Here is a 21,391-nt window from a genome sequence, read left to right on the forward strand (position 1 = left end):
CTGTGCTGGAAAGGGAACGTGAGGAATGTGTGGTATTGCCGGGTTCCTGGGGAGACAAGCAGAGGCATTATTCGACATCCGGGAAATGCTTCAGGTCATGTCTGCGCGCGGACCGGATGCAGCTGGCGTGTTTCAGAATGGCCGGCTGACATTCGGGCATGCCAGACTGAGTATTCAAGATGTAAGTGCCGCTGCGAACCAGCCGATGCAAACATCTGATGGCAGTTTCGTCCTTGTCTTCAACGGTGAAATCTACAACTGGCGCCAGTTGCGGAGAGAACTGGAGGAGCGCTACCGGTTCAGGACGGAGCGATCGGATGCTGAGGTGCTGCTGGCCGGCTATGCGCTGGAGGGGAAGGCATTCTTCTCCCGCTTGGAGGGTATGTTCGCCTTCGCAATATATGACCGGCGGCAAAACACGCTGATCTTGGTCCGGGACCGGATTGGCGAAAAACCATTGTACTACACGTGGCTGCCAGACGGGCAGATTGCATTTGCGTCAGAGGCCCGGGCATTGACAGGTGCCGGTACAGGCCGCCGGGCGGTGGATCAGCAGGCCTTGTACCACTATCTCACGATGCTCTCGCCACCGCCGGGAATGTCCCTGTTCAAGGGTGTGCAGAAACTGAAGCCCGGTTGCTTTCTTGAGATCCGGCTGGACCGGCCGGCAGAGGCCGCTGAAGAAAGCTACTGGGACATTGCGGACATCCTGAACCGGGTGGAAGATTTTTCTTACGAAGACATACTTGAGCGCGGGGAGGCCGCTCTGGCAGAGAGTATTTCCCTGCAAAGCCAGTCCGATACGCCGCTTGCAGTGGCCTTGAGCGGCGGTCTCGATTCTTCCTTGAACCTGGCATTTGCCGAACGGATCAGGCGGCGGGGCACCGGAGGCGGCTCCAAGCGCTTGTGTGCGGTTAATGTCACCCGGGCGGGTACCCGGACATCAGACGACGAAGCCGTGATCGCAAGAACGTTCAGCAGGGATCTCGGAGTGGACCTGCTTGATGTCACTTTACAGGATTCGGATTTCTGGGATGAGTTCGAAAGGCTGAGCTCCGCAGTCCAGGATACACCTGTCACCTGGCCGGATATGGTGCTGATCTCGGCCATGTCACGCCATGTCCGGGACCAGAGCGGCAGCAAGGTTTTGCTGGTTGGAGAAGGCGGGGACGAGCTGGGCGCGTACAACAGCTACTTCGATGCGATAGACGAGTTCCAGGCCTTTAAAAATGACGGTCCGCAGGCGCAAAAATGGGTGCATTCGCTGGTGGATGGCGGCCGTCTGATCCCCGGCGGCTGTGTTTCGGATTCTACGAGGTGAACAAGGAGAAGTTCTGGCGCGGCGCGGCACCGGAGCGCACGACCTATGACATCTTCCAGGATGTGATGCAGGAAATCCGCGTGCCAGGCAGCGAAGGGCATGCGCGGAGGATTTTGAACCTGGAGTACAAGCTGCGGCTGCCGGAACTCCTGCTGCCGCGGCTCGATTACGGCTCGATGGCGCAATCCGTCGAGGCGCGGGCGCCGTTCCTAGGCCGCGCCCTCCTGGAGGCCGTGCTGAGCAGCCGCTTTGAGACCCGCAACCGCGGCCGCCAGGCAAAGGCATGGATCTACGATCTCGCGCGGCGGCACCTGCCGGCCTACATCACGGAGCGGCCGAAATTCGGCTTCGGGCACGAGTTCAAGACGCTGTACAACACGGCTCTGAAGGACCGGTTCGAACAGGAGGTGCTGGGAGACCCGGACGCGCCGCTGTTTGAGTATGTCGACAGGGCCTATGCTGCAAATTACTTTGAGCGCCTGCGCGATCCGTCGCTGTCGGGAACGCGTATCTGGATACTCTACTCCGTGAACCGATGGCTCCAGAATCTTTGATAAAAGCCCCGCGAAACGGCAGTTGGTTCTGCGGGGGGCAGGCAGAGATGCTTCTTACCCAGGGGCTTCAGGCGGGACTTGGGTTGGTCCCGCCTGAAGCCCGTTCAGTTTTCAACCGCGCTGACCCGCCAGCGGGCGGTCTCCTGGTCGGCCAGGTCAATGATCAACGTATCGGTTTCGGCGTGGGTCATGAAATGATGCCCGACCAGGCCGGCCATCGGCGTGCTGTCCTGCTCGCCGCGGGCGATGCGCGCAGGCAGGTCCCCGAAGTCGATGATCAGCGAAAACGCCGAGCCGGGATGCGTCAGCACCGCCTTGCCGTCTTCCAGCCGGGCCGTGACATGCTCGCCGCAGTGGAAGCGCAGCTGCGCGGTCTCCTGCGGCTGCGAAATCCCGTCCTGCCCGGTGAAATCCAGCTGCGTCAGCGGGCCGCTCACGCTTCTCGCCAGGGTCAGCCCGGCGTAGGCTTCGTGAGTGCCTTCGGCGGTGCAGATGCCGTCTTCGCTGCGGCCGTCCAAATGCGCCAGGCCAGGGTCGATCGAATAGGCCTGACCGGGCAGGCAGACGCAGTTATGTGCTGCCGCCGAGCGCAGGTAGGCGGGCAGCGGATCGGTGTATTCATGGGAATGGAAACTGTTGTCGATCAGCCATTCCACCCCGTCGAAATAGAGCGAGAGTGCTAGGTTGTCCTCGTGCTTGTGGGTGCGTGAAAGAGACGTCGCCAGCATCGTCAGCATGAAGGGGCGGTCTTGGTGATTGCCCTGCCAGATGGCGTAACCGGCCTTTGGCAGCACCGTGAAGCCGGGCTTGCCATAGGGGATCTGGCCGCGCGGGTTGACCCCGTCCTGATTGGGCAGGCGGAAGGTGTCGCCCTGGCTGAGGGTGCGGCGGCTGTCGGGGTAGCGGAAGAAATCCGAGAATTTCTGAAGCTCTGCCGCGACGGCGGGAATCTCCGTGGGATGGCCGCTGAGGGTGGCGAGGTTGCCGGCAAATTCAATCAGCCGCTGGACGCCGTGGTGATAGCCGATCGAGTTTTCGACAAAGACGGAATACCCTCCGTCCCGCACAATCAGTTTCTCGAACTGATCTTCCAGGCGGGCGATCGCGGTTTTGATCCAGAGCGCAGCACAGGGCCAGCGCGGAAAGGCCAGGGCGGTTGCCAGCAGGACCAGGTCCTGGAACCAGGCGTGGTTGTGATAGCGCGTCGGCTGGTGGCCCGCATAGAAGACCTCTGAGGCCAGCAGTTGGGCATGGCGGAAGATCGCGCGCCGCAGCCGGTCCTGGCAGCGCTTGTCAAATCCATGCGCCTGTCCGAGGCCGTAAAGCTGCAGCATGGCCAGGCAGCGTTCCGCAGTGCCATGGTCGTACCAGGCATATTTGATATTGGCGTCCGGTGTGTCGTAGCTGCGCTCCAGCCACCCCATGACAAAGTCGCGGGCGGCAAACAGCGGCCCGGTCTCGCCGGTGTCATGGGCATGAAGCATCAGCATCACCGCCGGGTGCAGGGCGTGCCAGGAAAACTGGTAGGTGCCGGTTTCCGGCAGGGCGGGCGGCAGCACCGCATCCGCGGGCCAGTCCAGCAGCACATCCCCGTAGAGCGGGCATTTGCCCTCTTCCATAAAGGCCCGGGCCTGGCTCTGGTAGCTGCGGAAGCATTTGAGCTCATAGGCGCGGATGGCGTGCAGGACCCGCGGCGGCAGGGCCAGGTCCTGGTCGGCCAGCGCCTCCCCGTCGAGCGGCGCTTCCCGCCACAGCAGCATATCCTCCACATCCAGATGTGCGGCCTCGCCCGGTGTGCCCTTGATGTAGAGCCGGATGTCGGGGGCTTGGGCGTCTTCCGGACGATCCCAGCCGTGCTGCCAGCCCCAGGCGAGGTCACCATGGCCGGCGGAAAAGTCGAACCATTGGTCCTGTGCCGGGTTGCTGGCCTTGACGTGCTCGAAGCCGCTGAAGCCGCTGTAGCCGATGGCAATATAGCTGATCTGCTGCCAGCCGCGCAGCCGGATCCGGGCGCCAGCGCCATTTGCCAGGAAGGCGGACGGCAGTTTCAGCCGCAGCTGGTAGCTGCCGAGCTCGCCGGAATAGCTGGCGGTGACATGCGCGCCGTCCAGGGTGATGTCGCCATCCCCCGAGAGGAGCTCACGAGAAAAATGCTCTCCGGCGCCTTGCACGGTGTAGTGCAGGCGATCCAGAATCTGCCGACCATGAAGACTCTCCGGCAGCTCCGGAGGCTCTTGGCGGAAGTCGGGGCGGGCGTCAGCGGGCTGCAAGTCCGGCATCATGGCCTGGCATTTCCTCTTGTTCTTGTTGGTTGGCAAACAGGCGCAGTTCTTGTTCCACGATGAGATCTCCGCCGGATTGGCGGCGCACGCGGGCTGCGGCTGCGGCAGATATTTGCTGGAAGCGGGCGGGGTCGTGATACAGCGCTTCGATCGCGGCGGCGAGACCGGAGGCATCTTCCGGCGGCGCCAGGAAGCCGCAGGTCTCGTCGACGAATTCCGGAATGGCCGCGACATCCGTCGTCACCGGCACCAGCCCCGAGGCCATCGCCTCGTCCCGCGACACGCCCTGGGCATCCATCCGCGTCGGATTCAGGAACACACCATATTCTTTGTGAAGCGCGGAGATTTCCTTCTGGGACAGAAAGCGCTCTTCGATGGTGACATTGTGCAAGCCCCGCAGCGGCGCCAGGAGTTCCTCAAACAGGATACCTTTCCCGATAATCCTGAACTCAAGCTCATTGAAAAAGGGCTGTTCCTTCAGCTGAAGGATCGCCTTCACAGAGAGATCATTTGCATATTTGGCCGAGGCAAAGGGGCGGATCGAGAGTATTTTCAGCCTTTGCGGGCCCTCTTTGGGGATATGATGAAAAACCCTTGTGTCGATTGGATTGTGGATGATGCTGTATTGCCGCGGCGGAAGCGTGATACCGACATCTTCCATAACCTCGTCGGCAAAGTATTGCGACACAAACACCAGATGCAGCTTTGCGGGCAGCTCCGTTAGTACACCGCGCCAGAAGGCCAGCCGCTTATCGCTGGCAGCTTTTGCAGCTTCCAGTTCTGCCTCGGTCCGGTAGTTGTACTCCCGCCGCCACCAGGGCTGCACTTCGGCCCCGTGCACCCAAACGATGACGCGCAGGCCCCGGCGCACATGCGGTTCCAGAACCTGCCACATGTCCTCGTCCAGGAAATGCACCAGCACCGTGTCATAAAGGCCCTGCGACAGCATGAAGTTGAGTTGCTGACGGCTGCCGGTCATGCAATCGATGCCCTCGAACTCATGGCAGGTCAGGTCCTGGCCGGGACGCAGGCGGAAGACATCCACGGCCTCGCCTTGTTCGCGGTAGGCCTTGACCCGGCTGTGCACGAAACCGTTGCGGTAAATATCCTCCCAGGACGGGTAGTGATTGGTCAGAACCAGGTGGCGTGCCTTGCTGAGGACCGGAAGGGGCTGCGGCGCGCGCTCCCCCAGGAGCAGGCGTTTGACCACGGCCTGGCCGCCTGAATAGATCCGCAAGCCGAAACGCACCCAGGCAGTGCCGTCCGGAAGGCCGGCCTTGGTGTTCTTGTTCATCGGGGCCATGACATGGCCCAGTCTCTGCTTGTCCTTGTCCAGAAACAGGGCGGCGCATTGCAGATTCAGCCCCGGGTCTGCTTCCAGATGCAGCCGCAGCTGGCCGTTTTTGCTCACATCGCTGACGGCATGCTCCCCGGGCTGATAGAGATAGACATGCTTGCCGTCCGGAAGCTGTGAGGTCAGAAGCAGCCCGCCGGCCTCCTTTTCCCAAGCGATGCTGCCGTCCGCCGGGGCGCTGACCGTTTCCATCAGGACGCTGGCTGCAATGGCCGGAGCGCTGGTGATGGCGTCTGCCGCAGGCGGGCATGTTTCTGCGCGTTGTTCCAGTTTCCCCAGCGGATAGCCAAGGTCAAGAGCCTGCAGATCATCTGCAGCGGCGGCAACGCCGGAGCAAGGGCTGCCGTCCGGCTGGCTGCCGTTCTTGCAGTAGTTATAGGGGTCGATTGACAGGATCTGGAACTGGCCGGCCGGGACGCGGGCATTGGGCAGGTCTGCCAGCAGCTGCTCCAGGCTTTGCCCTTGCAGAAAATGCGGTGCCAGCAGGGCGTGGCGCAGGGCTGCGGTGGCGGCGGGGCGGTAAGCCTGGCCGTCAGCCTTGAGAGACACACTGCCGTCCTCAAACGCATAATGCGCCGCCTTGCAGATGATCCCGGCCTGGCTGTAGCGCGTTGCCAGCAGCAGGTCGCGCAGATAATTCGGCCCGTAATAGTCCGCAGCCGTCATGCAGGCGCTCCAAGCGCCGCCAGCAATCGCTTTCTCCAGAAGGCAAGCGGCCGCGTCTGTTTCGGGGACGGTCCGGATGTTGTGGTCTTCAAGCGCGTCTGCGAGATAGGCTAGGCTGCTGTCCAGAATCAGCAGAAGGGCCGCTTCCACACCTTCCTGGCGGCGGAAATGGGCGGTCAGGGACAGAGCTTCGTTTTCGTTCCGTGCGTGTGCCAGCACAGTGACTGGAGGCAGTTGGTATGTGTCTTCCGTAAGGCCAGCCTTGCGGAAGACATAGTTCAGCCGTGCGCCATAGGTGTGCTCGCTCATAACCTTGCGCAGCCCGGCCAGGCGCAGTTTGTCCAGATCGGCACTCTTTAACTGCTCCAGGATTTCATTGCCGTTGTCGCTGGAGATCACCAAGCTGCCGAACATGTGCCGCAACCCGCGGGAATAGTTGGACACCGTGATGGTGTTTGAGCCGAGCAGCTCATAGACCCGGCGGGCAAACATGGTTTGCGAGTTTTTAACGGAGTTCAGGTTGATGCCGAAGCGGTATCCCTTGTAGGCCCGGTCAATTTGCGCTGGCGGCAGTGTGCCGACGATGAACGGTTTGTAGGCGTCCGGGAACATGTAGTCGGGGTGGTCTTTGCCGAAATTGCGGTCATAAATCTCCAGCGGCCTGAAACCAGGCAGAGCTTCGATGAAGTTTTCTAAGTCCCGGGTCCGGTCCGGATAGCGCACGTAGTAGGCACCGGCGAAGCAGAAGGCGTCTTGGCGTTCCCAGGTTTCAATCGGGTTATGGATCACCGGCTGGCAGGCGAAGGGCAGGAAATAGACCTGGTTGTGGCCCAGCTTTGCCTTGTAGGACCCAACGCGGTCCAGATCGGTGGTGCAGACAATGTCGAATTGCGCGGCTGTGGTCAGGAAGGTTTCGAAATGAACCGGATCTTCCTTGTTCCAGAACACGGTCGGGATCTGAAGGTCTTTGCACCAGGCCACAATGCCCCGCACCTCAGGGCTGAGATGACCGACCTTCGCGCCCCATTTGTCGTCTTTGCCGCGCCAAGCGGATTCAATGAACAGCATCTGCGGGCGGAAGTCTTGCAGCTCTTGCTGCCAGTTTTCCGGAGTGAGCTGCATGAGATCGCATTCCGGCGCATAAGATGTGTAGGTAAACTCGTCCATGATCGCAGCCACACGCAGCTGCGGCTGTGCGCCGGGGCTTTCGGTTTCGGCCAGGAGTGCTTCGATTTTCCGCTGTTCACCGGAGGAAACGCCTGGGTAACCGGTTTCCGCCAAGGTGCCGAGCAAAGCCGCTGCTTGCTCGTGCAAGCCTGCATGCAGCAGGCGAAAGCCATGTATCTTGTCCGTGCGCGGTCCCGGCATCAGGCTGTGCGCGATAGAGCTGAGCAGGCAGGCAGCTTCCGGATCGGCCGCAGCGGCTGCGCTGGACAGCTGCAGACAGATATCGGCGGCCGGTTGTGCCTTCGTTCCTAGTTCTGCAGGCAGGAGGCTGAGCCATTCGGAACTGTTTGCCTTTGAAGCGGCCTGCGCTCTGAGGTCCTGGTTTTCCGCCTGCAGCACCGCATTGTGCTGTTCGGTATCTGCGAGCCGGGCAGCGCAGCGTTCCTTGTCAGCCTGCAAGGCAGCCACGGCGGCCTGCTCTTTGCTGAATGCGTCTTGCAGCTTGGCCTCAAAGACGGCCCTGGCCTCTGCCGCGCTATCCTTGCCTGCGCGGTACTCTGCTTGCAGCCGGGCCTCATTTTCCTGGGTGAGCTGAGCGGCCTGCGCTCTGAGGTCCTGGTTTTCCGCCTGCAGCACCGCATTGTGCTGTTCGGTATCTGCGAGCCGGGCAGCGCAGCGTTCCTTGTCAGCCTGCAAGGCAGCCACGGCGGCCTGCTCTTTGCTGAATGCGTCTTGCAGCTTGGCCTCAAAGACGGCCCTGGCCTCTGCCGCGCTATCCTTGCCTGTGCGGTACTCTGCTTGCAGCCGGATCAGAGTTTCCCGGTTCTCGCGGGCGTCTTCCTGGCCGGAGTGAAGTTGGGCATTTAGTTTGCGCACTTCAGTTTGCAGCCCCCGCAGCTTATCTTCGGAAACCTGGGCTGCTGCTTGCCATGTGGCGAGCTCGCGCTGCAGCAGGGTCTGCGCCTGTTCGCTATGCGCCGCGGTTTGCTGTGCGGCAGCCAGCTTCGTTTTCTGGTCCTGACGGTTCTGTCGCAGCCTGCTTATGGCCCCCCGCAGATCTGCCTGTACCTGCATGGTGGCCTGTTCCGTCTCGATGAGAAACTGTGAGACGGGGAGTGCGGCAGCTTCTTTGTCACCGGAGCTTTTGATCAAGACAGCCCGGATACAGCCTTCTTGAATACTCATGACATTCAGCTGCCCATAAGGCTGCAGCAGCCTGCTGAGATTACTCAGGCAAAAATTGTGCTTGCGGTTTGTGCCGGTGCTGGCGCCGAAGGGCGTGGTCAAAATAGCGCGGCCGTTTTCTTTCAGGTGGGTGAAAGCGAGGCGCAGAAAATTTGGCACATTGCTGACGTGGCCGATGACGTCGTTCAGAACAATGTTGTCAAAAATAGGGTCCAGGCTGCTTTGAAAAAGGCTGGCATTGCGAAACTCAATGCGCTCACGGACAGTTTCGGGTTCTGCGGCGAGTGAGTTGTTTGCGCAAGCAATGGCTTCTGCATCCAGATCTATACCGACAGCATGGAAACCTTCTCGACCCAACAGGATCGGGAGTGTTCCTTCTCGAGTGCCGATGTCCAGGACATTCTCCCCTGAGACCTGAGAGGCAACCCAATGAATGTGGTTGCGAGCTTTTGCTGTGGTCCCGTCATCTCCCCTCTGGCGGGCGGTGGATGTGCTCTGCTCCGGGAGAGGGGCAGCAGCCGGTGAAGCATAGGTAATACTGGACATGTCGTGTACTCAAATATCAAACGTTTGGGGGTTGCTACAGGAGCGGAAAGAGCAAGGGAACCTCTTGGTGGTACATATTGAGATTTCTGGCATGCTAGGCTCTGATCAGGGCTATTTCGTGCGCGATTGTTTGTGCGAAACCCGATTGCGCACGCGTGCGTTGTGCAGCGGCCTGTGAGAGGCGCAAAAACAGCTCCGGATCCAGGGACAGGCTTTCGATTGCATCAGCAATCGCTAAGGCATCTTCAGGCGGGGTGATAATGCCGCAGGTTTCGTCCATGAATTCGGGCACTGCGGAGCAGCGGGTTGAGATCGGGACCAGTCCCGAAGCCATTGCTTCATCCCGTGAAACACCTTGGCTGTCCCAGCGGGTTGGCGTGATGAATATCCCGTGTTTGCGATGCAGATCCGCGATTTCCGCATGGCTTAAGAAGCCTTGATGCAATATCACGTTAGGGAAGCGCCGCAGCGCTTTCGTCTCTTCATCAAAATCCGGGCCGTCACCGGCGATGGTGATCTCATACGCCTCGAAGCCCGGCCTTTGGGAGAGGGCCGTGATTGCCGCAGTGGTTAGGTCATTTGCGTATTTGCGGCCTGCATAGGGCCGGATGGAAAGCAAGCGGAAGCGGTCTTCGGAGGCTTTCGGGCAGTAGCGGAAGATATCGCTGTCAATGAAGTTGTGAATGACCGAATGGCGGCCTTCCGGCGGCGGTCGCCCAACATCCGCGGTGGCTTCTTCCAGCAAGGTGCGGGAGATAAAAACAAGATGCAGGTTTGCCTCTGGGCTGGAGAAGACCTCCCGCCAAAGCTTGAGGTATGCACTGGCTCGCTGTTTCTTCTGCTCAACCTGAGCGGCAGACATGCGCGTGAATTCAAACGCCCGCCGTTGCCAATGCTGGATCTCGGCACCGTGGATCCAGATTGTGACCTGGATCCTATGCAGATGCTTTTTCAGCACTTCCCACATAGTCCGGTCCAGAAGATGCACCAAGACATGTTTATAACGGCCGCTGCGCAGGGTGGCGTCCAGAAGCCCGGCATCCCCGGTGGCGACGTCGATGTTTTCAAATTCGTCATAGAGTTTCGTGATGCCGGAGTTGATGCGGAAGACATCTGCATTCAGCCCTTGCTGGCGGTAGCCTCGGACGCGGCTATGCAGAAAACCGTATTTGTAGAGGTCATCGCAGGAGGGGTATTGCTTGGTTAAAACCAGGATGCTGGACCGCCCGGAAGTCACCGGAGGAAAGGCGGCCTGCTCGCCGAAGGTAATGTCGGAAAGCGCCAGCGTTCCAGGACCGCACAGCCGCAAGCCAAATCGGACTTGTGTGCAGTGATCTGGCAGAGCCAGGGCGTGGCGTCCGCTTTTGCCGAGCATGGAATGACTGATTTTCTGCCCCAGGCTGTCGTAATACTCGCAGACTAGCTGGCACCGGGACAAGCTGTGCTCGAGGCCGAAGGTGATCCAGCTGTTGGTTTCCAGATTAAGCGCGGCGCGCGGATATTTGCTTGCCATCCAGACATAGGCCGGTCCGGCGGGGCCATCCCGGGAAGTAATCACTAGCTGCCCGTTATGCAGGCGCTTGGCCAGAGGTTCGCCCTCGGGAAGGATAGCTTCGGAGAAGAATTTCGCGGTGGTCAGGGTGGGCAGGGGGCGGGCTTGCGGCTGTTGCCGAGGTTTGGCAGCGGGCAAGTCTTCGGCAATGTCATAGAAGCGAGCTAACGGAGCTCCTTGGCAGGGCAGCTCCATATCGCGGGCCAGGGCTTGCGCTGCGGGATCCGCAGCGCCGTTGCGGCAATAGTTGAACTCGTCAATAGCGAGGATGCGCAGGCCTTTGGCGGTGACTGCCGCCGGGTTGCGGAGGTATTCTGCCAGCAGGCTGCCCGTCAGATGCCGGCTGCGCAACAGGCCAGCGGCGGGTCGCATGGAACAGGTTTCGCGATAGCGAAGATCTTCGCGCTGCAGGGCGGTGCCATGAGCTGTTGCACTGAAATGACACCCCTTGGAGAACCCGTCGGCATCGCTGTAGCGGGGCGCGAGCAGCAGGTCGGTCAGGTAGTGTTCCCCGTAGTAATCTGCGGAATGGAGACAGCCTGCGAAGGCAAATTCGCTGCGCCGATTCTCAAACGCCGCCAGCAGGCCTTCGGCGTGGCTGAACACCGAGACATCGCCGCTGCTGCCGGAGAGGGCGGCTTCCGGAGCGAGCAGGAACAGGTGCTTGCAGGGGTGGGCTTGGGCCAGGAAGGCTGCAGTCAGCCTGCGGGCCTCCTCCGGGGTGGCCGCAGAGGCAATCAGGGCGGCGGCTGGCAGACTGGGTTCGAAGGGCTCGCCGGTAACCTTGGCCATAATGTACTTCAGGCGCGCGGCATAGCTGTGCTCCTGCATGGCTTTGCGCAGCCCCAGAAGCCGGAACTTCCGGTGTCTTGTGTCCTCTGTGGTGAGTGATTCAAAAACGGCAGACAGTTGGGCGGGCTGATCCGAACAGATTGTCAGATCGCCGAACAGCATCCGCATGCCGCGGGAAAAATTGCTGAACACCACGGTGTTGGAAGCCATCAGTTCGTATACCCTGCGGGCAAACATAGTCTGCGATTGTTTGATGGTGTTTATGTTGATGCCGTAGCGGTAGCCTTTGTAGGCCTTGCCGATTTCAGAAAACGGCAATGAACCCAGGATCATCGGCTGGTATTTGTCCGGAAATTTATAGTGCGGATGATCCTGGCCGTGGTGCCGGTCGTAGATTTCGACAGGCCGCAGGGCGCGGGCCGCTTCGATCATGGCGGCGAGATCGCGCTGGCGTTCGGGGTAGCGCAGATAATAGGAACCGGCAAAGTTGAACGCGTCTTTGCGCGGCATTGTGGCGATGGGATTGTGTGTCTCAGGCTGGGCCGCGAAAGGCAGGAAGTAGACCTGTTCGTGACCCAAAGCGTCCTTATAGGACGGGATGCAGTCCATGTCGGTCGTGAAGACAAAGTCGCACAGGCGCGCAGCATCCAGGAACGTGTGGAAGTGGACTGGGTCTTCCTTGTTCCAGAAAATGGAAGGGATGCCGTTTTGCCTGCACCACTTCAGCATTCCAATGAGTTGCGGTGCAGGTGTGCTGACCATACGGTTCCATCCGCCGCCGCTGCCATGCCAGGCCGATTCTACAAATACGAATGCCGGCTGGAAATGCGTCAGCTGAGTGATGCAGCGTTCAGGCTCAAGGGGAAGGTACACGCACTCCGGCGCAAAGCTGGCGGCCGTGAACTCATCCATGATGCCAGCGACCCGCGGTTTGTCCGTGTTCCAGCCGGACTCCACGAAGACATGGCGGGTGTTGCGGATACGGATCAGTTCGCTGCTGCGCGAGCCAAGGATTTGTTCTAACCGCCGGAAGGCTGCTTGGGCCGCCTGCAAGTCATGTCCCCGTTCTGCGGTTTTTAGCAGCGCGCATAAAAGGGCTGTGTCGTTGCCGTCCCGGGCCGCAGACTGCAGCAGCGCTATCGCAGAGTTCTGCCGCCCTAAGCGTTCCAGTTCCCGTGCCGCCTGGATCAGGCCGCTGCGGGTCTCGTCAACGTGCATGATGTGAGGCACCCAAGCTGAGCCAATGAAAATAACCTTTGTCCGGTTTGGAAAAGGCTTGGTTTTGATACCGCCCGCAGCGCACGCCGTAAACAGGTTCGGTGCAAAGATTCCTCATCGTATTCTGGACATTGAAACAGTGCCGCCGATTGTGCGGGCAATCACCGCTGCAGTTTTTTCCCAGCTGCGCTCTTGAACCGCCCATTTACGCCCCGCCTTGCCCAAACGTGCGCGCAGCGCCGGATTGGCGATCAGCTGCGCCAGGGTTCGGGCCAAGTCTTCCGCATCGCCCTTTTCGAAAATAACGCCGGTTTCGCCATCTATGATCATCTCCGCGAGCGGCCGCACCGAGGAGACGACAACCGCCTTTTCCATCGCCATTGCCTCAAGCGGTTTTAGTGGCGGCACCAGTTCGGTGACAGGCTGCGGCTTGCGCGGGAAAGGCGTAATGTCGATCAGGGAGTAATGGGCTGCGGCCTCTTCATGGGGGATGCGCCCCGGCATGATCAGCCTGTCTTCCAGCCCGGAGTTTGCGGCGACGCGCAGGATGTCTTCTTCTGCCGGCCCGCTGCCGGCCAGCAGCAGTCGGAAGCCCAGCCCTTGTTGCCGCAGTAGAGTACAGGCGCGGATAAGATCGTCCAGCCCTTCATATTGCACGAAGCTGCCGATATATCCGATCACGGGCACGCCTTCCGGGATTTTATAGCGTGCGGCCAGGGCTGCATTGCGGGGCTGCGGAAGGAATTTCGCGGTATCGCAGCCGTTGGGCGCCAGGGCGATCTTATCCGTCGGCACACCGCGCCGGATCAGCTCTTCCTGCATCGGGGCAGCCAAGGCGAAGACATGGTCAGCCTGGGCCGCGGTCCGGCATTCCAGGGCATATTGCAGCTGATAAAACAGCGTTGATTCGATGCTGGGATCCGCGGACAGCTGGGTGATCTCCCAGAAGCCGCGCACTTCGTAGCAGAACGGTAGGCCCAGGCGCCGGGCGGCAATCAGCCCGGGCAGCGCGATCTGAAAATTTGAAGCCGCAATGACGATCTGAGGGCGCAGGGCGCGCAGGCGGGCCTCCAGAGTATGTGCGGCGGCGGTCAGATAGGCGGAGAACCCGGAAAACCCTTCCAGGACCGGCAGGGCTTCGTGCAGGTATTCGACGTTCGCCACCTGGTCTGCGGGGCGGAAAGCCCGTGGCGGGGAGCGGTCGAGGGGAAAGCCTGGCCGGGTCAAGCACACCAGATCAACCCCATGATTCTGCAGGGCGGTGGCGATGGCCTGGCTGCGCAGAGTGTAGCCGTTTGCCACTTGCGGCAGGGCGTAATTCAACAGGTAGACTGCCCGGCCGGGAATGGAATTCAGCGGCGCGGGGGCCGGGGGGGGAGGCTTTCCGCCATGAGCAGGGCGGCAACCGGCTCTTGAGCCAGATAGCTGAGTGCTTCGGCAGCCGCCGCCCCTTGCTGAGGTTCCAGGACCGCGATGAGATCCCGGTAGACTGCGAGCGCGCTGCCGGTGTCGCCCGCGTCTTGGGCTTGGTGAAGAAGGCGCCACATGCTGGCGGCATCAGCGGCAGATTGAAAGGCCTGCCGCTGCAGCTGCTGCTCTGATGCAGCCCGGCCGCAGGCCCGCAGAGCCTGTGCGGCAGCCAGCAAACCGGAACGGAAACTTTCCGGGCTGCGGCTCACCCGGCCTCTGCGACCGTCTGCGCCACGTTGGTCACCACTTTCTGCAGCAGCGCCTCATCCGGACTTTCGCCCATCACCCGGATCAGCGGCTCGGTGCCGGATTTGCGGATCAGCAGGCGGCCGCTGCCGTTCAGGTCGGCCTCGCCGCGGCGGATCGCCTCCTGTACCGCGGCCTGGTCCAGCGGGTTCCGGCCCGGCGTGTAGCGGATGTTCTGCAACAGCTGCGGCACCGGTGTGAATTGACGGGTCAGGCGGCTGGCTTTCTCGCCGGTTTCCTTCAGGAGCGCCAGCACCTGAAGACCGGCCAGCAGCCCGTCGCCGGTGGTGGTGTTGTCGGTGATCACGATGTGCCCGGATTGCTCGCCGCCCATGTTGAAACCGTTGCGGCGCATTTCCTCGACCACATAGCGGTCGCCGACCGCGGTGCGGCGCAGGGTGACGCCCTGGTCCGCCAGATAGGTCTCCAGGCCGAGGTTCGACATCACCGTGGCCACCAGCGTATTGTGGTTGAGCTGGCCCTTGCGGGCCCAGTAAGAGGCCAGCAGCGCCATGATCTGGTCTCCGTCCACCACCGTGCCGGTCTCATCCAGCATAATGATGCGGTCGGCGTCGCCGTCCAGGCAGATGGCTAGATCGGCGCCGGTTTCCAGCACCGTCCTGGCTGCCAAGCCGGGATTGGTAGAGCCGCAGCCATCGTTGATGTTGTAGCCGTTCGGGGCCACGCCGACCGGAATGACCTCGGCGCCCAGTTCCCAGAGCACTTCCGGGGCGGCTTTGTAGGCGGCGCCATTGGCGCAGTCGATCACGATTTTCAAACCGTCCAGCCGGGTCCGGCCCGAGAGAGTGGTTTTGGCATATTCGACATAGCGTGCCGCGGAGTCGTTCAGCCGGGTGACTTGGCCGAGATGGTCCGTGTCCGCGGTACTGGTCCCGGCGTCCAGGATGGCTTCGATCTCCTGCTCGGCCGCATCAGACAGTTTGAAGCCGTCGGGGCCGAAGAATTTGATGCCGTTGTCGTGGTGCGGGTTGTGGCTGGCCGAGATCATCACCCCCAGATCCGCGCGCATCGAGCGGGTCAGCAGGCCCACGGCCGGGGTCGGCAGCGGCCCCAGGGCGAAGACGTCCATGCCGGCCGCGGTGAAGCCGGCCGTGAGAGCATTTTCCAGCATGTAGCAGGAGCGCCGGGTGTCTTTGCCGATCACGACGCGGCGGGTTCGAGAAGTGGCGTTGAAATACTGGCCGACGGCGGCGGCGAGCTGGACCATGAAGGGGGCGGTCATAGGACCTGTGTTGGCCCGGCCACGGATGCCGTCGGTGCCGAAATACTGTCTTGTCATCGCTGCTGATCCTCTGTATCCGCTTGCCTGCAGTCCGGTTCCGGGCCGGGTATTCCGGCTTTACTAGCGGCAGGGCAAGCGCTCCGCAATCCGCTGGGCTTGCTTTTGCGCAAATCTCCGCCAAAAAATGGCTGGTTGTAATTCAAACCAGAGTTGCTAAAAAATGCGCGTTTCCAACGCGTTTCAAAGAGGGTCTTAAGTTGAAAATTCTCATGGTGTTTGGCACCCGTCCGGAAGCCATCAAAATGGCGCCTGTTGTGAAAAAACTGCAGGCAACTGAAGGGCTTCAGGTGGACGTGTGCGTGACCGCACAGCACCGTGAAATGCTGGACCAGGTGTTGCAGCTTTTTGGCATCACACCGCGATTCGACCTGAACGTGATGAAACCGGGTCAGGATCTGACCGATATCACGTCCAGAATCATCCTGGCGTTGCGTGATCTTCTGAAGGAATATCATTACGACCGGCTGCTGGTTCACGGTGATACCACCACCACGATGGCAGCAGCCATGGCGGCGTTTTACGCGCAGGTGAGCGTTGGCCATGTCGAAGCCGGGCTGCGCACCGGGAACATCTATGCGCCCTGGCCGGAAGAGATGAACCGCATGCTGGTGGGCCGGATGGCAGACCTGCATTTTGCCCCCACCGAAACCGCCCGCCAGAGCCTGCTGGCCGAGAATGTGGCGGATGAGAACATCGTGGTTACCGGCAACACGGTGATTGACGCGCTGCAGCAGGTGGTGGCCCAGTTCGACAATGATACGGCGCTGAATGAGGAGATGCAGGCCCGCTTCCCCTTCCTGGAAGAGGGCAAGCGGATGGTCCTGGTGACCGGCCACCGGCGGGAAAACTTCGGCCAGGGGTTTGAGAACATCTGCCATGCGCTGCGCGGGATCAGCGAAGAGAGCGATGTGCAGATCGTCTATCCGGTGCATCTGAATCCCAATGTGCAGGAGCCGGTGAAGCGGATCCTCGGAGATGCCACGGCGGTGCATCTGATCGCGCCGCAGGATTACCTGCCTTTTGTCTGGCTGATGCAGCGGTCGCATTTCCTGATTACCGACTCCGGCGGGGTGCAGGAAGAGGCTCCGAGTCTCGGCAAACCGGTTCTGGTCATGCGCGACACCACCGAACGCCCGGAAGCGGTCGATGCAGGCACCGTGCGCCTGGTCGGAACCGACCCGGAGAAGATCCGCAGCGAAGCACTGCGGCTGCTGACGGATCCGCAGGCCTATGACGAGATGGCCCGCGCGATGAACCCCTATGGCGATGGCAAGGCCTCCGAACGGATTGCCGCAGCACTGACCCGCGGCTGAGCAGAATTTCAGATCTCTGGATAATGAGGATAAGATGTTTAACCGTATCTCTATGATTGGTTTGGGCTATATCGGCCTGCCGACTGCAGCCCTGTTTGCCGCCCGGGGCATTGAAGTCATCGGCGTTGATGTCTCCCCCAAAGTGGTGGAGACGATCAATGCAGGCAAAATCCACATTGTTGAGCCGGAGCTGGACGGGATCGTGCACAAGGCGGTCACCGACGGCAATCTGCGCGCCACCCTAACGGCAGAGCCGGCCGAGGCCTTTGTCATTGCGGTGCCGACCCCCTTCAAGGAAGACTATGAGCCGGATCTGAGCTATATTCAGTCGGCGGCCAATATGATTGCCCCGGTGCTGAAGGTGGGCGATCTGGTGGTGCTGGAAAGCACCTCGCCGATTGGCGCTACCGAGCAGATGGCCGTCTGGCTGGCCGAGGCGCGCCCGGACCTGAGCTTCCCGCAGGATGCCGGCAATGAGGCGGATGTGCAGGTGGCCCATTGCCCCGAGCGGGTGCTGCCCGGTCACGTGGTGCGCGAACTGGTGGAGAATGACCGCATTATCGGCGGCATGACCGAACGTGCCAGCGAAATGGCAATTGCCATGTACAAGAAGGTGGTGCAGGGCGACTGCATCGTCACCGACGCCAAGACGGCGGAGATGTGCAAGCTGACCGAGAACAGCTCGCGCGATGTGCAGATCGCCTTTGCCAACGAGCTGTCGGTGATCTGCGACAAGTTCGGCATTGACGTCTGGGAGCTGATCTCGCTGGCCAACCGCCACCCCCGCGTCAATATCCTGCAGCCGGGCGCCGGTGTCGGCGGCCACTGCATCGCTGTGGACCCCTGGTTCATCGTGGCGTCGGCGCCTGAGGAAGCCAAGCTGATCCGTGCCGCCCGCGACGGCAATGACGGCAAGCCCAAATGGGTGATGCAGAAGGTGCGCGATGCAGTTATGGATGTGCTGGCGGCGGAACCGTCCCGGTCCATGGAGGACATCAAGGTTGCCTGTCTGGGCCTGGCGTTCAAACCGGATATCGACGACCTGCGTGAAAGCCCCGCCCTGGGGGTTACCTCGGAACTCAGCAAGCTGGGCTGCCAGGTGCTGGCGGTGGAGCCGCATATTGATGCGCTGCCGCCCAAGTTGGGCGAAGGCAGTATCGTGCTTTCGGACCTGAAAGAGGCGCTGGCTGTTGCCGATGTGGCCTGCGTGCTGGTCAAGCATTCTGCCTTTGACAGTCTCAAAGACAAACTGCCAGAGGGGCTGAAGCTGATCGACGTGGTGGGGCTGGCGTAACCTGCATGGGCTTGCGGCGGCTGGCTGAGCCGCCGTAGCGCACGCGGTGATTGCGCGCCTGCCTTGGACCTGCGAACCTGCGGCAAAGAACAGGCACAGGCAATCGCAGAGGCAGCGCAATGATACATCCCATCCTTCTTTGCGGCGGTTCCGGCACCCGGCTGTGGCCCCTGTCGCGCAAGAGCTACCCCAAGCAGTTTGTGCCGCTGACCGGGGAGCAGACCCTGTTTCAGGCCTCGGCGGCGCGGTTGTCGGGGGAAGGCTTTGCGCCGCCCCTGGTGCTGACCAATTCCGATTTCCGTTTCATTGTCACCGAGCAGCTGGCCGGTGCCGGCATTGACCCCGGTGCCGTCCTGATTGAGCCTGCAGGGCGCAACACGGCGCCTGCGGTGCTGGCGGCGGCCTTGTGGCTGGAGAAACAGGATCCAGACGCGTTGATGCTGGTGGCGCCCTCGGATCATGTGGTGCCGGATGCGGCGGCGTTCCGCGCGGCTGTCACGGCAGGCGAGGCAGCCGCACGTGCCGGGCAGCTGGTCACCTTCGGCATCAAGCCGGACCGGGCGGAAACCGGTTACGGCTATCTGGAACTGGTGACGGATCCCGGCGATTTCACCCCGCGCCCGATCGGGCTGAAACGGTTTGTCGAAAAGCCGGATGCACAGACTGCGGCGCAGATGCTGGCCTCGGGGCAGTACCTGTGGAATGCGGGGATTTTCCTGTTTTCGGTGAAAACCATTCTGGCGGCGTTCCGCGCCCATGCGCCGGATCTGCTGGCGCCGGTGCAGGCTGCGGTGGATCAGGGCCAGCCGGATCTGGGCTTTTTGCGGCTGGACCCGGCGGCCTGGCAGGGGGCGGCGGATATCTCGATCGACTATGCGGTGATGGAGAAGGCAGCCAATCTCAGCGTTGTTCCCTTTGCGGGCGGCTGGTCCGATCTGGGCGGCTGGGATGCGGTCTGGCGCGAGAGCGGTCCGGATGCGGCGGGCGTGGTGACGTCCGGGCCTGCCACCGCGATCGACTGTGCGGACAGCCTGTTGCGGTCCGAAGGCGAAGGGCTGGAGCTGGTCGGTATCGGGCTGGAAAACATCATTGCCGTGGCGATGCCGGATGCGGTGCTGGTGGCGGCGGCAGACCGCGCCCAGGATGTGAAGCAGGCTGTGGCGGCGCTGAAGGAAAAACGGGCCAAGCAGGCCACAGAATTCCCCATGGATCACCGCCCCTGGGGTTGGTTTGAAAGCCTGGCCGTGGGCGATCGCTTTCAGGTCAAGCGTATCCATGTGCACCCCGGTGCGGCGTTGTCCTTGCAAAGCCATCACCACCGCTCGGAGCATTGGATTGTGGTCGAAGGCACCGCCAAGGTGACGGTGGATGGCAGCGAACAGCTGGTGACCGAGAACCAGTCGGTCTACATTCCGCTGGGCGCGGTGCACCGGATGGAGAACCCGGGCAAGGTGCCGATGGTGCTGATCGAGGTGCAGACCGGCAGCTATCTGGGTGAGGATGACATCATCCGCTACGAAGATGTCTATGCCCGCGGCCAGGGCGCCAAAGGGTAGGGCGGCAAAGGGCAAAGGGTAAAAGGCGGGGGCTCCCGCGCCAGCGGCGCCGGGCCCAACGGGGAGGATCAATCTGTGATTGATCCGGGACGGGCGGGAGCCTGCCGCCCAAAGAGGCGCTCGAAAGAGAGGCCGGAAGATCCCGCCGGTTTTCAGCGGACCAGCCATTCCTCGACCTCTGCCGAGACCTGCCGCATTCGGATCCAGTCCGGCGCCACGGGCTGGCCTGTCCTCAGCCGCAGCTTGCCGGTCAGTCCCAGCAGCGCCCATTCCGGGCGGGCGGCGCGCGGCAGGTAAGGCTGTGATGGATTATAGGCGGGGTTTTCCTGCGGGCGGCCTGAGGCATCGCGCAGCAGGCTGCCATAGGCGTCGCGCAGCCAGCGGTGTTTCCACTCCCCCATGTCGCCATCGCCGATCACCGCCGGATTGCCGCTGATCACGCCGATGGGGGCCTCATTGGGCTGTGCAGGGCGGATTTTTGCGCCTTCCAGCACTACCGAGACCCCGCGGCGGTCCTCGGCCTTTGGGTTGCCATCCGCCCATTCGAACCATTCGGCGTAATCGGCGCCGCCGCCGGACCAGGCGCCGGAGCAGCTGCCGTTGCCGTCCGATCCCAGCCGGAATTCGGCGCTGCCGTCGCCTGCCAGCAGGTAATCGGCGCTGCCGCCCAGGATTTCCAGATGCGCCGCCGGGCTGGCGGTGCCGAAGCCTGCGCGCCCGTCTGCGGTCAGCGCCAGCGCGGTGCTCCAGGCGCTGCCGTCGGCGGAGATCTTGATGGAGAAATCGTCAGAGCCCGCCAGCCCCATTTCGGCCCGGCCGCTCCAGTTCGACTGAAACAGCAGCGCGGCGGTGTCGGCGGCGGCGGCCTTGTTCACCTTGAGCTGATGGCCCGCGCCGCCATGGGTCAGCAGCGTCGCAGGCCCCGCAACCGACAGCGGATTGGCGGCATCCGCGGCGGTGCCCACCCCGAGGCGGCCGAGATTCTGGGTTTCAGCGGGCGGCAGGATCCAGCTGCTGCCGTCCCAGACCCTCAGCTCTGCGTCCGCCAGGCTCCAGGCGCGCCAGCCGGGGAGGGCGCCAGGAACAGCCAGCCCTCGCCCTGCCAGACTGCAATCTCGGCCCCGTGGCCGGCCCAGGCGCCGGTTGGCGCTGCCGCCAGCGCATGGGTCTCGCCCACGGCGGGGCCGGCGGGCGGGGCGGCGGCATCGAACCCTTCGACGCGGAGCTGCACCAGCGCATCCAGCATCTGCAGCGCCTCGTTATGGGTCACATGTTTCTGCGCCTGGGCAGGCATCAGATAGGGCAGGGCAAGGATCGGCGAGGTCTGGGTCATGAGCAGGGCTCCGGCAGCAGCAAAAAACGGGTTCCGCGCCAGAGTGCCAGAGCCGCGTCAAACTGCGGATAACGGGGCGTGCGCTGCTTGCGCAACGGCGGATCGGGGGGCGGGGAGCGGGCAAACAGGGCAGGAGGCATGACCGCAGCTGTTCCCGGCCCGTTTCGGGCCTGTTGCGGGTCTGTTCGTTCAATTGTCGTCAATCTGTAAACAATGTCCCTGATTTTGCCCGCTTTGCT

General features: G+C 62.0%; 13 protein-coding genes and 1 pseudogene. 6 read left to right on the forward strand and 8 right to left on the reverse strand.

The window, feature by feature from the left end:
* Positions 1 to 25: 25 nt before the first annotated feature.
* Positions 26 to 1,321, forward strand: coding sequence for an asparagine synthase (glutamine-hydrolyzing) (asnB, locus tag ETW23_RS21830; RefSeq protein WP_134831404.1), 1,296 nt, complete (start codon positions 26 to 28; stop codon positions 1,319 to 1,321).
* Entirely contained in the window at positions 1,318 to 1,875 is a 558-nt protein-coding gene (locus ETW23_RS21835; protein ID WP_167738180.1) for an asparagine synthase-related protein, read from the forward strand. Before asnB ends, ETW23_RS21835 begins: the two co-directional genes overlap by 4 nt.
* A 104-nt stretch (positions 1,876 to 1,979) precedes the next feature.
* On the opposite strand, the gene ETW23_RS21840 is transcribed toward ETW23_RS21835, so the two are convergent.
* The 5 genes and pseudogenes from ETW23_RS21840 to ETW23_RS21855 form a co-directional block, all read right to left on the reverse strand.
* Positions 1,980 to 4,157, reverse strand: coding sequence for a heparinase II/III family protein (locus ETW23_RS21840; RefSeq protein WP_134831406.1), 2,178 nt, complete (start codon positions 4,155 to 4,157; stop codon positions 1,980 to 1,982).
* Entirely contained in the window at positions 4,132 to 8,529 is a 4,398-nt protein-coding gene (locus tag ETW23_RS21845) for a glycosyltransferase (protein ID WP_254695232.1), read from the reverse strand. The genes ETW23_RS21840 and ETW23_RS21845 overlap by 26 nt, the downstream gene beginning before the upstream one ends.
* Positions 8,530 to 8,673: 144 nt before the next feature.
* Positions 8,674 to 9,075, reverse strand: a pseudogene (locus tag ETW23_RS26930) (class I SAM-dependent methyltransferase); the annotation flags it as partial.
* 94 nt (positions 9,076 to 9,169) lie between these two features.
* Positions 9,170 to 12,472, reverse strand: a complete 3,303-nt coding sequence (locus ETW23_RS21850) for a glycosyltransferase (RefSeq protein ID WP_167738181.1) — start codon at positions 12,470 to 12,472, stop codon at positions 9,170 to 9,172.
* A 279-nt stretch (positions 12,473 to 12,751) separates the two neighbouring features.
* Complete coding sequence (locus ETW23_RS21855) at positions 12,752 to 13,960, reverse strand: glycosyltransferase family 4 protein (protein WP_167738182.1); 1,209 nt, start codon at positions 13,958 to 13,960, stop codon at positions 12,752 to 12,754.
* A gap of 89 nt (positions 13,961 to 14,049) precedes the next feature.
* Here ETW23_RS21855 and ETW23_RS25285 point away from each other — a divergent pair, with 89 nt between their 5' ends.
* Positions 14,050 to 14,238, forward strand: coding sequence for a hypothetical protein (locus ETW23_RS25285; RefSeq protein ID WP_167738183.1), 189 nt, complete (start codon positions 14,050 to 14,052; stop codon positions 14,236 to 14,238).
* A 74-nt stretch (positions 14,239 to 14,312) separates the two neighbouring features.
* Here ETW23_RS25285 and glmM read toward each other — a convergent pair whose 3' ends face one another.
* Positions 14,313 to 15,653, reverse strand: coding sequence for a phosphoglucosamine mutase (gene glmM / locus ETW23_RS21860; RefSeq protein ID WP_134831410.1), 1,341 nt, complete (start codon positions 15,651 to 15,653; stop codon positions 14,313 to 14,315).
* A 200-nt stretch (positions 15,654 to 15,853) separates the two neighbouring features.
* On the opposite strand from glmM, the gene wecB reads away from it, so the two are divergent.
* From wecB to ETW23_RS21875, 3 genes are all read left to right on the forward strand, one after another.
* Entirely contained in the window at positions 15,854 to 16,969 is a 1,116-nt protein-coding gene (gene wecB, locus ETW23_RS21865; protein WP_167738184.1) for a non-hydrolyzing UDP-N-acetylglucosamine 2-epimerase, read from the forward strand.
* A gap of 34 nt (positions 16,970 to 17,003) precedes the next feature.
* Positions 17,004 to 18,263, forward strand: coding sequence for a UDP-N-acetyl-D-mannosamine dehydrogenase (gene wecC, locus ETW23_RS21870; protein WP_134831411.1), 1,260 nt, complete (start codon positions 17,004 to 17,006; stop codon positions 18,261 to 18,263).
* Between the two features lie 119 nt (positions 18,264 to 18,382).
* Positions 18,383 to 19,819: a mannose-1-phosphate guanylyltransferase/mannose-6-phosphate isomerase gene (locus ETW23_RS21875; protein ID WP_134831412.1), complete on the forward strand. Its 1,437-nt coding sequence runs from the start codon at positions 18,383 to 18,385 to the stop codon at positions 19,817 to 19,819.
* Positions 19,820 to 19,971: 152 nt separating this feature from the next.
* On the opposite strand, the gene ETW23_RS21880 is transcribed toward ETW23_RS21875, so the two are convergent.
* Both ETW23_RS21880 and ETW23_RS26315 read right to left on the reverse strand, forming a co-directional pair.
* Positions 19,972 to 20,784, reverse strand: a complete 813-nt coding sequence (locus ETW23_RS21880; protein ID WP_254695220.1) for a peptidase G2 autoproteolytic cleavage domain-containing protein — start codon at positions 20,782 to 20,784, stop codon at positions 19,972 to 19,974.
* Between the two features lie 65 nt (positions 20,785 to 20,849).
* Entirely contained in the window at positions 20,850 to 21,152 is a 303-nt protein-coding gene (locus ETW23_RS26315) for a DUF2793 domain-containing protein (RefSeq protein ID WP_254695221.1), read from the reverse strand.
* Positions 21,153 to 21,391 lie beyond the last annotated feature (239 nt).

The sequence above is a fragment of the Leisingera sp. NJS201 genome (genome assembly GCF_004535885.1).
Lineage (GTDB): Bacteria > Pseudomonadota > Alphaproteobacteria > Rhodobacterales > Rhodobacteraceae > Leisingera.